We start from the raw sequence: 14577 nt of genomic DNA, 5'->3' as shown, positions 1-14577 counted from the left end.
TCGATCTTCGAGCCGGTGTCGACGTTCAGCTTCCTGGAGCGGTACGGGCGGTTGTCGCCGCTGGCCAAGCGCCATGACCTGCCGTACCACATCATCGGTTCCGACCTCGCGGGCGTGGTGCTGCGCACCGGTCCGGGCGTCAACGCCTGGAAGCCGGGTGACGAGGTCGTCGCGCACTGCCTGTCGGTGGAGCTGGAGTCCCCCGACGGCCACAGCGACACGATGATGGACCCCGAGCAGCGCATCTGGGGCTTCGAGACCAACTTCGGTGGCCTGGCCGAGGTCGCGCTGGTGAAGTCCAACCAGCTGATGCCCAAGCCCGGCCACCTCAGCTGGGAGGAGGCGGCCGCGCCGGGCCTGGTGAACTCCACCGCCTACCGCCAGCTCGTCTCCCGCAACGGCGCCGGGATGAAGCAGGGCGACAACGTCCTGATCTGGGGCGCCAGCGGCGGCCTGGGCTCCTACGCCACCCAGTTCGCCCTCGCCGGCGGCGCCAACCCCATCTGCGTCGTCTCCAGCGAGCAGAAGGCCGACATCTGCCGCGCCATGGGCGCCGACGCGATCATCGACCGCAACGCCGAGGGCTACAAGTTCTGGAAGGACGAGCACACCCAGGACCCCAAGGAGTGGAAGCGCTTCGGCAAGCGCATCCGCGAGCTCACCGGCGGCGAGGACATCGACATCGTCTTCGAGCACCCCGGCCGTGAGACCTTCGGCGCCTCGGTCTACGTCACCCGCAAGGGCGGCACCATCACCACCTGCGCCTCGACCTCGGGCTACATGCACGAGTACGACAACCGCTACCTGTGGATGTCGCTGAAGCGGATCGTCGGCTCGCACTTCGCCAACTACCGCGAGGCGTGGGAGGCCAACCGCCTGATCGCCAAGGGCAAGATCCACCCGACGCTGTCGAAGGTGTACTCGCTGGAGGACACCGGCCAGGCCGCCTACGACGTCCACCGCAACCTCCACCAGGGCAAGGTCGGCGTCCTGTGCCTCGCTCCCGAAGAGGGCCTCGGCGTCCGCGACCAGGAGAAGCGCGCGCAGCACATCGACGCCATCAACCGCTTCCGGAACATCTGAGGTCCCCAGATGACAGAGCGTCGCAAGGACCGGCCGTGGCTGATGCGGACGTACGCCGGCCACTCCACGGCCGAGGCGTCCAACGAGCTGTACCGGCGCAATCTCGCCAAGGGCCAGACCGGCCTGTCGGTCGCGTTCGACCTGCCGACGCAGACCGGGTACGACCCCGACCACATCCTCGCCCGCGGCGAGGTGGGCCGGGTCGGGGTTCCCGTCTCGCACCTCGGTGACATGCGCAGGCTGTTCCAGGACATCCCCCTGGAGCAGATGAACACCTCCATGACCATCAACGCCACCGCCATGTGGCTGCTGGCGCTCTACCAGGTGGTCGCCGAGGAGCAGGGCGCGGACATCACCAGACTCCAGGGGACGACGCAGAACGACATCGTCAAGGAGTACCTGTCGCGCGGGACGCACGTCTTCCCGCCGGGTCCGTCCCTGCGCCTGACCACCGACATGATCACCTACACGGTGAACCACATCCCGAAGTGGAACCCGATCAACATCTGCAGCTACCACCTGCAGGAGGCGGGCGCCACGCCGGTCCAGGAGATCTCGTACGCCATGTCGACGGCGATCGCGGTCCTCGACGCGGTGTTCGCCTCCGGCCAGGTGCCCGAGGAGCGCAAGGGTGATGTGGTCGCCCGTATCTCCTTCTTCGTGAACGCGGGCGTCCGCTTCGTCGAGGAGATGTGCAAGATGCGCGCCTTCGGCCGCATCTGGGACAAGATCACGCGTGAGCGGTACGGGATCGAGGACCCCAAGCAGCGCCGCTTCCGCTACGGCGTGCAGGTCAACTCGCTCGGCCTGACCGAGGCGCAGCCGGAGAACAACGTCCAGCGGATCGTCCTCGAGATGCTGGCCGTGACGCTGTCGAAGGACGCACGCGCGCGGGCCGTCCAGCTGCCGGCCTGGAACGAGGCGCTGGGCCTCCCCCGGCCGTGGGACCAGCAGTGGTCCCTGCGCATCCAGCAGGTCCTCGCGCACGAGAGCGACCTGCTGGAGTACGACGACATCTTCGCCGGCTCGCACGTCATCGAGGCGAAGGTGGACGAGCTGGTCGGGCAGTGCCTCGCCGAGATCCGGCGGATCGAGGAGATGGGCGGCGCGATGGCCGCCGTCGAGTCCGGCTACCTCAAGTCGCAGCTCGTCTCCTCGCACGCCGAGCGGCGGGCCAGGATCGAGGCCGGCGAGGAGAAGATCGTCGGCGTCAACATCTTCGAGACGACCGAGCCCAACCCGCTCACCGCGGACCTGGACACCGCCATCATGACGGTGGACCCGGCCAACGAGGCGCGGGTGGTCGCGAAGCTGCACGAGTGGCGGGACAACCGCGACGAGGGCCGCGCCCAGGAGGCGCTGGCCCGGCTGAAGGCGACCGCGGCCGGGGACGAGAACCTCTTCCCGGCGACCCTGGAGTGCGCCCGCGCGGGCGTCACCACCGGCGAGTGGGCCTGGGCGCTGCGGGACGTCTTCGGCGAGTTCCGCGCGCCGACGGGCGTGTCGTCGGCCCCCGTGGCGATCGCCGCCGAGGCGGGCACTCCGCTCGCCGCGGTCCGCGAGAAGGTGATGCGCACGGCGTCCGAGCTGGGCGCGGGGCGGCTGCGGCTGCTGGTGGGCAAGCCGGGTCTGGACGGGCACTCCAACGGCGCCGAGCAGATCGCGGTACGCGCGCGTGACGCCGGCTTCGAGGTGGTCTACCAGGGCATCCGGCTCACGCCCGAGCAGATCGTGGACGCCTCGCTCGCCGAGGACGTGCACTGCGTGGGCCTGTCCATCCTGTCCGGCTCGCACGCCGAGCTGGTCCCCGACGTGCTGTCCCGGCTCCGCGAGGCCGGCGCGTCGGACATTCCGGTCATCGTCGGAGGGATCATCCCGAACGCCGATGCCACCGAACTGAAGCGGGCGGGCGTCGCCGCCGTCTTCACTCCGAAGGACTTCGGTATCACGGAGATCATCGGCCGTATCGTCGACGAGATCCGGAAAGCGAACAAGCTCGACCCCCTGGAGGTCCCCGCATGACCACCCCCGTGAACCGTCTCCGCCCGCGCCGCTCGTGCCTGGCGGTCCCCGGCTCGAACCCGCGCTTCCTGGAGAAGGCCCAGGGCCTGCCCGCCGACCAGGTCTTCCTCGACCTGGAGGACGCGTGCGCGCCGCTCGCCAAGCCGGAGGCGCGGCACACCATCGTCAAGTTCCTCAACGAGGGTGACTGGACGGGCAAGACCAGGGTCGTGCGGGTCAACGACTGGACCACCGAGTGGACGTACCGCGACGTGGTCACGGTCGTCGAGGGCGCGGGCCCGAACCTCGACTGCATCATGCTGCCGAAGGTGCAGAACGCCGAGCAGGTCGTGGCGCTGGACCTGCTGCTGACCCAGATCGAGAAGACCATGGGCTTCGAGGTCGGCCGGATCGGCATCGAGGCCCAGATCGAGAACGCCCAGGGCCTCAACAACGTCAACGCGATCGCGCAGGCCTCCCCGCGCATCGAGACGATCATCTTCGGCCCGGCGGACTTCATGGCGTCCATCAACATGAAGTCGCTGGTCGTCGGCGAGCAGCCGCCCGGCTACCCGGCCGACGCGTACCACTACATCCTGATGAAGATCCTGATGGCGGCCCGCGCCAACGACCTGCAGGCCATCGACGGCCCGTACCTGCAGATCAAGAACGTGGACGGCTTCCGCGAGGTGGCCGGCCGCGCCGCGGCGCTCGGCTTCGACGGCAAGTGGGTGCTGCACCCGGGTCAGGTCGACGCGGCCAACGAGGTGTTCTCGCCCTCGCAGGAGGACTTCGACCACGCCGAGCTCATCCTGGACGCGTACGAGTACTACACGTCCGAGGCGGGCGGCAAGAAGGGCTCCGCGATGCTCGGCGACGAGATGATCGACGAGGCCAGCCGCAAGATGGCGCTCGTCATCTCCGGCAAGGGCCGCGCCGCCGGCATGACCCGCACCTCGAAGTTCGAAGCCCCGGAGGCCTGAGCACCATGCAGTTCGGTCGCACCTACGAAGAGTTCGAAGTCGGCGCCGTGTACAAGCACTGGCCCGGGAAGACGGTCACCGAGTACGACGACCACCTCTTCTGCCTGCTGACGATGAACCACCACCCGCTCCACATGGACACGAACTATGCGGAGAAGACGACGGACTTCGGGAAGAACGTCGTCGTCGGCAACTACATCTACTCCCTCCTGCTGGGCATGTCCGTGCCGGACGTCTCCGGCAAGGCCATCGCCAACCTGGAGATCGAGTCGCTGCGCCACGTGGCACCGACCTTCCACGGCGACACCATCTACGGCGAGACGACCGTCCTGGACAAGTTCCCGTCCCGGTCGAAGAGCGACCGCGGGATCGTCTACGTCGAGACCAAGGGCTACAAGCAGGACGGCACCCTGGTGTGCGTGTTCCGCCGCAAGGTGATGGTCCCCACGGAGACGTACATCAAGGAGCGCGGCGGCGAGCAGCCCGGCCGCCCGGAGCTGAACGCCCCTTCGGAAAAGACGGAGAAGTAGTCATGGCCCGACTCGCGCAGACCCACGGTCTGACCGACGTCCAGCAGGAGATCCTCTCCACCGTCCGGGATTTCGTGGACAAGGAGATCATCCCGGTCGCGACCCAGCTGGAGCACCGCGACGAGTACCCGCAGGACATCGTCGACGGGCTGAAGGAGCTGGGTGTCTTCGGGCTGATGATCCCGGAGGAGTACGGGGGTCTGGGCGAGTCCCTGCTCACGTACGCGCTGTGCGTGGAGGAGATCGCGCGCGGCTGGATGTCCGTCTCGGGCATCATCAACACCCACTTCATCGTCGCGTACATGCTCAAGCAGCACGGCACGCAGGAGCAGAAAGACACCTTCCTCCCCCGGATGGCGGCCGGCGAGGTGCGCGGCGCGTTCTCCATGTCGGAGCCGGCGCTCGGCTCGGATGTGTCGGCGATCACGTCGAAGGCGGTCAAGGACGGCGACGAGTACGTCCTGAACGGCCAGAAGATGTGGCTCACGAACGGCGGCACGTCCACGCTCGTCGCCGTCCTCGTCCGAAGTGACGAAGGACACCCGGAGGGCACCGCCCCCCACAAGTCGATGACGACCTTCCTGGTGGAGAAGGAGCCCGGCTTCGGAGAGGTCCGGCCCGGCCTGACCATCCCCGGGAAGATCGACAAGATGGGCTACAAGGGGGTCGACACCACCGAGCTCATCATGGACGGACTGCGCATTCCGGCCAATCGGGTGCTCGGCGGGGTCACCGGCCGAGGGTTTTACCAAATGATGGACGGCGTCGAGGTCGGCCGGGTGAATGTGGCGGCCCGTGGCTGCGGCGTCGCGCAGCGTGCGTTCGAGCTGGGTGTCTCGTATGCCCAGCAGCGTCACACTTTCGGCAAGCCGATCGCGCAGCACCAGGCGATCCAGTTCAAGCTGGCCGAGATGGCTACCAAGGTCGAGGCTGCTCATGCCATGATGGTCAACGCAGCTCGCAAAAAGGACTCCGGGGAGCGAAACGACCTGGAAGCAGGGATGGCGAAGTACCTCGCCTCCGAATACTGCAAAGAGGTCGTGGAGGATGCCTTCCGTATCCATGGTGGCTACGGGTTCTCTAAGGAGTACGAAATCGAGCGTCTCTACCGAGAAGCTCCGATGCTGCTCATCGGTGAAGGTACCGCCGAGATCCAGAAAATGATCATTGGGCGTCGGTTGCTGGAGGAGTACCGGTTCCAGGGGTGATTGTCGCTTTTCGGTCGGTTCGGCCGCGAAGAAGATCACACCCTGTCATCGTCTTCCGGCCGCCGACTCGGCTTCTGGCTTGCCCAGTTGCGGCCCGCAACCGATAGCATCGCCGAAAAGCCGCCGTCCCCCGCATCCGCGCGGCATCATCCGCTACGAAGGTCATCCATGCCCCACAGCCAAACCTCTGCACCTCGCGACAGCCTCCTCGGCGTGCGCATCGCTCGCGGAGCGTCGCCGTGGCTTCTGCCGACCGTCGCCACCGCTGCACTCAGTCTTGCCCGCGCGCGCCGTTCCAAGCGCGCCGCGGCCATCGCTGTGCCCACCACCGCGCTGGCGGCGGGCATGCTGTGGTTCTTCCGCGACCCCGAGCGCGAGATCGCTCAGGGCAGGGTCATCTCGCCCGCCGACGGGGTGGTGCAGAGCATCATGCCGTGGAAGGACGGACGCACGCGGGTCGCCATCTTCATGAGCCCGCTGAACGTCCACGTCAACCGCGCCCCGCTCGCGGGCACGGTGACGTCGGTCGAGCACGTGCCGGGCGGGTTCGTGCCGGCGTTCAACAAGGAGAGCGAGAACAACGAGCGCGTTGTCTGGCACTTCGACACCGAGCTCGGCGACATCGAGATGGTGCAGATCGCGGGGGCGGTCGCCCGGCGCATCGTGCCGTACATCCCCCAGGGGACCAAGGTCGAGCAGGGCGAGCGCATCGGTCTGATCCGCTTCGGATCGCGCGTTGACATCTACCTTCCGGAAGGTGTCGACGTCGCTGTCGAGGTCGGTCAGACCACGACCGCGGGGGTGACTCGAATTGACCGTGATTGATCCCGATACACGGGCCGACTGGGCCGCGGAGGCGGACGCCGCCGACGAGGCCGAGGAGATGCCGCTGTCACTGCGGCTCTCAATAGCGGACACGCTCACGCTGGGCAACGCCACGTGCGGCTTCATGGCGGTGTACTTCACCACCACCGGCATCCTGATCCCGCACCTGACGGGCAGCGACGAGACCGGCATGGCGCGGCACTCCGCCGCGACCGCCGTGATCCTGATGCTGTGCGCGGCGGTCTTCGACCTGTTCGACGGGCTCGTCGCGCGCAAGCTGCGCAGCTCGCCGATGGGCGCGGAGCTCGACAACCTGTCGGACCTGATCAGCTTCGGTCTGGCCCCGGCGTACTTCGTGCTGGTGTACGGGATGGTCACGCATGACGCGCACCAGCGGGTGTCCGCGGTGGCGGCCATCGTGGTGTTGCTGGCGGTGGTGCTGCGGCTTGCGAGATTCAGCTGCGTGACCATGAAGGACGGCATGTTCCAGGGCATGCCGTCCCCGTTCGGGGCGCTGACGGTCGTCTCGATCGTGCTGCTGGAGCTGCCGTTCATCCCGACCCTGCTCGCGATCATCGGCACGGCGTGGCTGATGGTGAGCCGGGTGGAGTACCCCAAGCCGCGGGGTGTCCTCGCGGTGGCGATGCTCAGCTGGATCGTCGGGGCGATGGGCCTGCTGGCGGCGTGGGCGTTCGACGCCCCGGGCGGCCAGCTGCTGCTCCAGACCGGCTGTGCGCTCCAGGTGGTGCTGGGCGCCGTGATCCCCCTCTTCGCGACGGCCCGGCGCGTGAACACCTTCCGCGACAACCGGCGGGTGAGCCGCGAGGCGCGGGCGGCGCAGCTGCCGTAGCCTCGCAGGGACGAGAAGGAAGGGCCCGGGTGCTTCCCAGCACCCGGGCCCTTCCGCGCTGTGCCCGCACCCGGCCGAACCCTGCTCAGCCCCGGCCCAGGGCCTCGCGGTCCAGGGCTTTGTAGTAGTACGTCGTGGGGTGCGGAGCACCGTCCGGGGTCAGCGCGTAGCCGGGGATGGAGCCGGCGCGCGTCCAGCCCGCCCTGCGGTAGAGGGTCTCCGCCCCGCTGCCGGTCTCGGTGTCCAGCACCAGGAGCGTGCGCCCCTCCTCGGCCGCGGCCCGCTCGGCCGCCGCGAGCAGCCGACGGCCGAGTCCGCGGCCGCGGGCGTCGCGGTGCACCAGCAGCTTGGAGATCTCCCCGCGGTGCGGCTGGTTCGGCATGCCCGCCCGGACGAGGCTGATGACGCCCGTGACGCCGCCGCCGGGCCCGTAGGAGGCCCACACCGTGCGGACGCCCCGCTCGGCCTCCTCGGCGGCCTCCTGCCACCAGGAGGCCGCTTCGGCGTGGCCGAGCGGGGCGAGGAATCCGACGGAGGCGCCGCTGTCGACGGCGTCCACCAGCAGGGCGGCGAGCCCACCGGCGGCCTGCTCCCGGATCCGCGGCGGGGTCAGGCACTCGATCCGGTGGGCCGTGACCGTGTCGTCCTTGGTGTCTTCGCTCATGATCCGAGCTTGGCACGGGGGTGTTTCGGCACGGTGACACGGCCGGCTGCCGGGTCAGGAGCCCGGTGTGAAGCCCTTCGCCGCGTCCGAGACCTGCGGCCCGCGGACGACCCGGGCACCGCCGGGCACGGACTTGTCGGGCTGGATGACGACGCTCCGGCGCGACGAGGGCGCCTCGGGGTCGGAGAAGTCGTGCGTCACGCCGAAGCCCGCGTCGTGGGCGTTCAGGGTCAGCAGCGCCTTGCCGACGCCCTCACGGGTCAGGTCCTTGGCCTCGCACGCCTTCTTCAGGGCCTCGCCGAAGACCTGGGCGGCCGACCAGCCCGCGACGACGCCGTTGTCCAGGCTGTCCTTGGGATAGGCGGCGCGGTAGTCCGCGGCGAGCTTCCGGGGCGCCGGGGCATCGGCGCCGATCGGGAGGGTCGGCGTGGCCACGTAGTACATCTTCTCCAGCGCCGGCCCGGCCTGGGTGGCCAGCAGCTGCGGGGCGTAGGCCGAGTTGTTGCCGATGACCGGCACGGTCAGCTTCACCGCGGCCGCGACCCCGACGAGCGAGGCCGCCTGGCGCGGGCCGGCGCTCAGCACGATCGCCTTGACCCCGGCCTGCTTGAGGGCGGCCACCTGGGCCGACATGTCGTTGTCGGTCGGCTTGATCTTCTGCTCGACGACCTTGAGCCCGGCCTTGCCGGCCGCGTACTTCGAGCCCGTCAGCGCGTTCTCGCCGTAGTCGCCCTCGAAGTAGACGTGACCGATGCTGTCCCCCTTCTTCAGGCCCTTCTCCTTCAGGAGGAAGTCGACCGCGTTGATCGTCTCGATGTCGTACGTGGAGCCGATCACCCGGATGGACGGGCTGCCGAGCAGCGACGCCGACCAGGCCTGCGGCAGGACCAGCCCCTTGTCCTGGCCGTCGACCCGCTGCTTGACGGCGGCGACGAACGGCGAGCCGATGAACTGCGGGAAGCCCAGCACCTTCGGCTCCAGCTCGGTGTACCCGGCGAGCGCCTTCTGCGGGTCGTAGCCGTGGTCGCGGACCGTCAGCTCGACGGTGCGCCCGCAGACCCCTCCCGCCGCGTTGAGCTGCTTGACGTACAGCTGCTGGGCCTGCGTGACGCTCTTGCCCAGCGTGGCGTACACCCCGGTCATGTCCGTCAGGACGCCCAGCCGGATCACCTTGCCGTCGACGCCCTGGCCGGTCTTCACGCCGTCGGCGCCCGGGCCGGCGTTGTCGCCGTCCTTCGCCTTGGAGCTGCAGCCCGCGGCCGCCGTCAGGGCGACGAGCGCGGTGAGGGCCGCGGCGAGCCGCCGGTGTCTGCGTGTGGTCATCGTTCCTCCGCTGGGGTTCGTACAGGACGCCGGGCGGCCAGGCGGACCAGGCCTCCGGGCAGGAAGAGCACCACCGCGACGACGGCGGCGCCGTAGAGGTAGCGCGACGCCTCGCCCGGGGCGATCCCGCCCCCGCCGGGGGCGGAGACGAGGGGCAGCGCGTCGCTGTACCGGTTGAGGATCTGCGGCAGGAGGGAGACGAAGACGCCGCCCACCACCGCGCCCGCCACCGAGCCCAGGCCGCCGATGACGATCATGGCGAGGTACTCGAGGGAGAGCAGCATGCCGAAGTACTCCGGCACGGTCCGCTGGAACACCAGCGCGAGCAGGACGCCGGCGAGCCCGGCGTACATCGAGGACAGCACGAAGGCGGCGGCGCGGTAGCGGGCCACCGGGATGCCCAGCACCCCGGCCGCGATGCGGTGGTCACGGACGGCGTTCAGGGCGCGGCCGGGCCGGCCGCGCAGCACGCCCCGCGCGAAGAGGGCGGACGCGACGAGCAGGACCAGACCCAGGTACCAGAGCTTCTCGGCCGCGCCGAAGGGCACCTGGGCCACCAGCAGCTCGCGGTCGTCGAAGGTGAGCCCGAAGATGCTGAGCGGCGGCACGGCACGGCCGTTGAAGCCACCGGTCAGGTCGTGGGCGTTGAAGAGCACGTGCTGGCCGATGAAGATCAGCGCGAGGGTGGCGATGCCGAGGTACGCGCCGTTCAGCCGCCCGGCGATGGGACTGAACAGGCCGCCCGCCGCGCCCGCGAGCGCCACCGCGCCCACGGCGGCGAGCCAGCCGGGCATGCCCAGGCCGGTCAGCCCGTCGCTGCCGTCCCCGGCGAAGGCGCAGTAGCCGTACGCGCCGACGGCGAGGAAGAAGGCGTGGCCCATGGAGAGCTGGCCGGCGGCGCCGGTCAGCAGGTTGATGCCGATGGCGCCGATGGCGGCGGCCATCGCGAACAGCCCCGCCTGGAGCCAGAACCGCTCCAGGTAGAAGGGCAGCGCGAGGAGCAGCACCGCGGCGACGGCGACGGCGTACGTACGGGGACGGGCCAGAGCGGCGGGAAGGGCCCTGGACGTGGTGTCAGACACGGGCGAGCTCCTTCGTGCCGAAGAGTCCCGCGGGGCGGATCAGCAGGACCGCGACCATGAGCAGGTAGGGCGCCAGGTCGCCGATGCCGCGGCCGAGGAAGGTGAGGTCGCTCTGGTAGCCGGTGGCGAGCGACTCGGTGATCCCGACGAGCAGCCCGCCGACGAGCGCGCCGGTCGTGGAGTCGAGTCCGCCGAGGATGGCGGCGGGGAACGCCCTGAGGGCGGCGAGGGAGGTGGAGCGTTCCAGGCCGGGGGTCGGGAAGACGGTCAGGAAGAGGGCGGCGACGGCGGCGAGGCCGCCGGCGACGGCCCAGGCTCCGAGGGAGACCCGCCCGAGCCGTACGCCCATCAGTGCCGCGGTGGACGGGCTCTCGGCGGCGGCCCGCATGGCGACGCCCCAGGCGGTGAACCGGAAGACGAGCAGGAACGCCGTGATGAGCAGGGCGGCGGCGACGAGCGCGGCGATCCGGGTCGAGGCGATGGTCACCGGGCCGAGGCTCACCACCGCGTCGCCCCACGGGTCGCCGAGGGCGAGCACGTCCGTACCGATGCGGCGCGTCAGCTCGGTGGTCAGCAGGATGTCCACGCCGATCGTGACGATGGCCAGGACGCTGTGGTCGGCCCCGCGGTGACGGCGCATCACCAGGAACTCGACGGCGGCGCCCACGAGCGCGGCTCCCGCGATGCCCGCCGCCAGGGCGGGCCAGAAGCCGATGTCGTCGTGGAGGACGGCGGTGACGTACCCGCCGGCGAGCAGCAGCGACGCGTGGGCGAAGTTGACGACCTCGGTGGCGCGGAAGATCACCACGAATCCGAGGGCGATGAGGGCGTAGACGGAGCCGAGGGACACTCCGTTGAGGAGCAGTTCGGCGAAGGTGGTCACTCGGCGGTCTCCTGTCCGAGGTAGGCGCGGACGACGGCCGGGTCGTTCTGTACGTCGGCGGGGGCGCCGTCGGCGATACGGCGGCCGAAGTCGAGGACGGTCACGGAGTCGGCGAGCCGCATCACCATGCCCATGTCGTGTTCGACGAGGACGATGGAGATGCCGAGGCTGTCGCGGACGCCCGCGATGACGGCGGCTGTGCGGCGGCGTTCGTCGGCGGTCATGCCGGCGACCGGTTCGTCCAGCAGCAGCAGGCGCGGCTCCATGCACAGGGCACGGGCCAGTTCGGCGAGCTTCTGCTGGCCGTACGGGAGGGACGCGGCCGGGTGGTCCAGCTTGTCGGCGAGGCCCACGAAGTCGGCGATCTCGCGGACGCGGGCCCGGTGGCGGGCCTCCTCCCGGGCGGCGGACGGCAGCCGGAGCCCGGTGGCGAGGAAGCCGGCGCGGGTCAGGCGGTGGCGGCCCAGCATCAGCGCGTCGGCCACGGTGGCGTGCGGCGGCAGCGCCAGGTTCTGGAAGATGCGGGCCACGCCCAGGGCCGCGATGCGGTGCGGGGGCAGCCCGGTCAGTTCGTGGTCGCCGAAGCGGACGCTGCCGGAAGTGGCGCGGTAGACGCCGGAGAGCACGTTGAAGGTCGTGGACTTGCCGGCGCCGTTCGGGCCGATCACCGCGTGGACGGTGCCGGGCTGCACGGTGAAGCCGACGCCGTCGAGGGCGGTGAGCCCGGCGAACCGGACGGTCAGGTCGCTGACGTCGAGGATCATGCCCCTGCCTCCCAGCGGGCGAGCACCGGTCCGCCGGCGGCAGCCGTGTCCTCGGCGGCCTCCTCGTCCACGACGCCCAGGTAGCGCCGGCGCACCTCGTCGGACGCGGCCAGCTCGGCGGCGGGGCCCTCGATGGTGACCTCGCCGACTTCGAGCACGTACGCGTGGGTGGCCAGGCGCAGCGCCAGGGCGGCGTTCTGCTCCACCAGGAGGACCGAGGTGCCCTGGGCGTGGATCTCCCGGACGGTGTCGGCGATCCGGGCGGCCATCAGCGGGGCGAGCCCGAGGGACGGTTCGTCGAGCAGGAGCAGGCGCGGGGAGGCCATCAGGGCGCGGGCGACGGCGAGCATCTGCTGTTCGCCGCCCGACAGCAGGCCGGCGCGCTGGCGGGCGCGTTCGGCCAGGACCGGGAACAGCTCGTGCACCCGGCGCAGGGCGGCGGCCCTGCCCGCCCTGCCCCCGGCACGGGCGCCCAGGGCCCCGGCGCGGAGGTTGTCCTCGACGGTCATGCGGGCGAAGACCTGGCGGCCTTCCGGTACGTGGCACAGGCCGGCCGCGACGACCCGGTCGGGCGGCAGGGTGTGCAGCGGGCGGCCGGCGAAGGCGACGGTGCCGGCGGTGGCGGCGCCGCCGTGGAAGGCGAGCGTGCGCGACAGGGCGCGCAGCAGTGTGGACTTGCCGGCGCCGTTGCCGCCGAGGACCGCGACGACCGAGCCGTCCGGTACCTCCAGCGAGACGTCGCGCAGGGCCCGTACCTTGCCGTACCCGGCTGTCAGACCCCGCACCTGCAGGGCGGCAGCGCTCATGGTTCCCCCTCGTCGGTGTGTTCGATGGCGCACACCCCAGCACCGCGGCGGGATCCCCGTCCACGTTCCCGGCCCTAATCGCTGCGCGTGCCCAGCGGCCGCCGCGGCCGGTTGTGCACGCGCACAACCATGCGTGTCAGGGGCATGCCGTACCTGATGGCGGGGTGGCATCCTCCGGTCCATGGGAGCGCGCAGACCGCGAACAGGGGACGACTGGAAGCTGCTCGCCGAGGCATGCCGGGCACTGCTGGAGCGGCTGCCGGAGCTGGTGGACGAGCACGTGCGGGAGCTGCACGAGTACTCCCCCGCCTACGGGCGCGTCATCGGCTACGACCAGCACTGGCAGGAGGCGCAGGAGGCCATGCGGATCGGCATCGAGACGATCTCGGCGCCGCGTGCCTCACCGCGCCGGGACCTCGAGCACGCCGAGTGGCTCGGGCGCCGGCGCGCCGAGCAGGGGCTGCCGCTGGAGCTCGTCGTGCACGCGTACCGGCTGGCCGGGCACCTCGTGTGGGACGCGCTGCTGGAGGACGCCGGCACCGACGCGCGGCGGCTGGCCGTGCTGATGCAGGCCGCGACGATGGTGTGGTCCGCGGTGGACGCCCAGGCCGACACGGCGTCGGAGGCGTACCGCGTCACGGAGCTGGAGCTGCGGCGCCGCACCGACGAGCAGCTCCAGGCGCTGCTCGACGCGCTGCTCGACGGCGGCCGGTCGCCCGAGGTCGCGGCACGCGCGGCGGCTGGCCTGGACCTGCCGGAACGGGGACGATACGCGGTGGTGATGCTGCGCGGCGAGCGGCGCGACGTGGCCCACCGGCGGCTGTCCGGCGCGGGCCTGCGGTTCATCTGGCGGATGCGCACCGACTGCGAGATCGGTGTGGTCTCCTTCGAGGAGGACACCGGCCTCGACGCGCTGGCGGAGCTCATGGAGGGGCGCTGCCCCGGCCCCGGCGGCATCAGCCCCGTGGTCGCCGGGCTGACCGAGCTGGGCCGGGCCCGGCGCCTGGCCGCGCTGGCACTGCGCACCTGCCCGGCGGACACGCCGGGGATCGTCCGGCTCGACCGCCGGATGCCGGGCGCCCTGGTCGCGGGCCAGCCCGACCTCGCCTCCCTCCTGGTCTCCGAGGTCCTGGGCGCCCTGCTCGACCTCGATCCGCCCGACCGCACGGTGCTCCTCGAGACGCTGGACGTCTGGCTCGACTGCGAGGGCTCGGCGGGGCGCGCCGCGAGCCGGCTGTACTGCCACCGGAACACGGTCTTCAACCGCCTGCGCCGCCTGGAGCAGCTCACCTCCCGGTCGCTGTCCCGGCCGCGGGACCTGACGGAGATGACCCTGGCGCTGGACGCGTTCCGTCTGACGACGGGCTGAGGCGCCCGGGGGCGGGTGGGGGCTGGTGGGGCTTGCGCCCCGGGGCCGGGAGGTGCTCGCGCCCGTGGGGCGGGGCGGGCTGGTGGGGCTTGCGCCCTGGGGCTGGGAGGCGCTTGCGCCCGTGGGGCGGGGGCCGGGGGCTTCGGTGGGGGTGCCCGGACTCTCGTTCACCGCGCTTCGCGCGAGTTCAGTCGTCTTACGTCCGG

Annotated in this window: 14 protein-coding genes; 8 read left to right on the top strand and 6 right to left on the bottom strand. The window is 70.9% G+C overall.

Translation table 11 applies throughout. The features are described from left to right. The 7 genes from ccrA to pssA form a co-directional block, all read left to right on the top strand. Positions 1–1083: crotonyl-CoA carboxylase/reductase (gene ccrA / locus IH00_RS0115670; protein ID WP_031073924.1), on the top strand; the 1083-nt coding region annotated here is incomplete at its 5' end. A gap of 9 nt (positions 1084–1092) precedes the next feature. Then, on the top strand, positions 1093–3105 hold the full coding sequence (locus IH00_RS0115665) for a protein meaA (RefSeq protein ID WP_031073923.1): 2013 nt from the start codon (positions 1093–1095) through the stop codon (positions 3103–3105). Further along, complete coding sequence (locus IH00_RS0115660) at positions 3102–4067, top strand: HpcH/HpaI aldolase/citrate lyase family protein (protein ID WP_031073922.1); 966 nt, start codon at positions 3102–3104, stop codon at positions 4065–4067. Before IH00_RS0115665 ends, IH00_RS0115660 begins: the two co-directional genes overlap by 4 nt. Positions 4068–4072: 5 nt before the next feature. Further along, positions 4073–4597: a MaoC family dehydratase gene (locus IH00_RS0115655; RefSeq protein WP_031073921.1), complete on the top strand. Its 525-nt coding sequence runs from the start codon at positions 4073–4075 to the stop codon at positions 4595–4597. Between the two features lie 2 nt (positions 4598–4599). Beyond that, entirely contained in the window at positions 4600–5805 is a 1206-nt protein-coding gene (locus tag IH00_RS0115650; RefSeq protein WP_031073920.1) for an acyl-CoA dehydrogenase family protein, read from the top strand. Between the two features lie 168 nt (positions 5806–5973). Continuing rightward, positions 5974–6630: a phosphatidylserine decarboxylase gene (locus tag IH00_RS0115645; RefSeq protein ID WP_031073919.1), complete on the top strand. Its 657-nt coding sequence runs from the start codon at positions 5974–5976 to the stop codon at positions 6628–6630. Next, positions 6617–7480 (top strand): CDP-diacylglycerol--serine O-phosphatidyltransferase, encoded by an 864-nt coding sequence (gene pssA, locus IH00_RS0115640; RefSeq protein WP_199819760.1) that lies wholly within the window; start codon positions 6617–6619, stop codon positions 7478–7480. Before IH00_RS0115645 ends, pssA begins: the two co-directional genes overlap by 14 nt. Positions 7481–7565: 85 nt before the next feature. Here the strand turns inward: pssA and IH00_RS0115635 are convergent, their stop codons facing one another. Genes IH00_RS0115635 through IH00_RS0115610 form a run of 6 tightly spaced genes read right to left on the bottom strand, consistent with a single transcriptional unit; the run spans position 7566 to position 13002 of the window. Beyond that, complete coding sequence (locus IH00_RS0115635; protein ID WP_078887773.1) at positions 7566–8144, bottom strand: GNAT family N-acetyltransferase; 579 nt, start codon at positions 8142–8144, stop codon at positions 7566–7568. Between the two features lie 54 nt (positions 8145–8198). Next, complete coding sequence (locus tag IH00_RS0115630) at positions 8199–9467, bottom strand: ABC transporter substrate-binding protein (RefSeq protein WP_031073914.1); 1269 nt, start codon at positions 9465–9467, stop codon at positions 8199–8201. Then, positions 9464–10549 (bottom strand): branched-chain amino acid ABC transporter permease, encoded by a 1086-nt coding sequence (locus tag IH00_RS0115625; RefSeq protein WP_039946999.1) that lies wholly within the window; start codon positions 10547–10549, stop codon positions 9464–9466. The genes IH00_RS0115630 and IH00_RS0115625 overlap by 4 nt, the downstream gene beginning before the upstream one ends. Then, positions 10542–11432, bottom strand: a complete 891-nt coding sequence (locus IH00_RS0115620) for a branched-chain amino acid ABC transporter permease (RefSeq protein WP_031073910.1) — start codon at positions 11430–11432, stop codon at positions 10542–10544. Before IH00_RS0115620 ends, IH00_RS0115625 begins: the two co-directional genes overlap by 8 nt. Continuing rightward, positions 11429–12196: an ABC transporter ATP-binding protein gene (locus IH00_RS0115615; RefSeq protein WP_031073906.1), complete on the bottom strand. Its 768-nt coding sequence runs from the start codon at positions 12194–12196 to the stop codon at positions 11429–11431. The genes IH00_RS0115620 and IH00_RS0115615 overlap by 4 nt, the downstream gene beginning before the upstream one ends. After that, a complete protein-coding gene (locus IH00_RS0115610; RefSeq protein ID WP_031073905.1) occupies positions 12193–13002 on the bottom strand; it encodes an ABC transporter ATP-binding protein in 810 nt (269 codons plus the stop codon). The genes IH00_RS0115615 and IH00_RS0115610 overlap by 4 nt, the downstream gene beginning before the upstream one ends. Before the next feature lie 181 nt (positions 13003–13183). Between IH00_RS0115610 and IH00_RS0115605 the strand changes: the two genes are divergently transcribed. Further along, positions 13184–14371, top strand: coding sequence for a helix-turn-helix domain-containing protein (locus IH00_RS0115605; protein WP_031073903.1), 1188 nt, complete (start codon positions 13184–13186; stop codon positions 14369–14371). Positions 14372–14577 lie beyond the last annotated feature (206 nt).

The organism is Streptomyces sp. NRRL S-118 (assembly GCF_000716335.1).
Taxonomy (GTDB): Bacteria; Actinomycetota; Actinomycetes; order Streptomycetales; family Streptomycetaceae; genus Streptomyces.
Note: the sequence above shows the minus strand (reverse complement) of the source record. Positions and strands in the feature narration are given on the sequence as shown.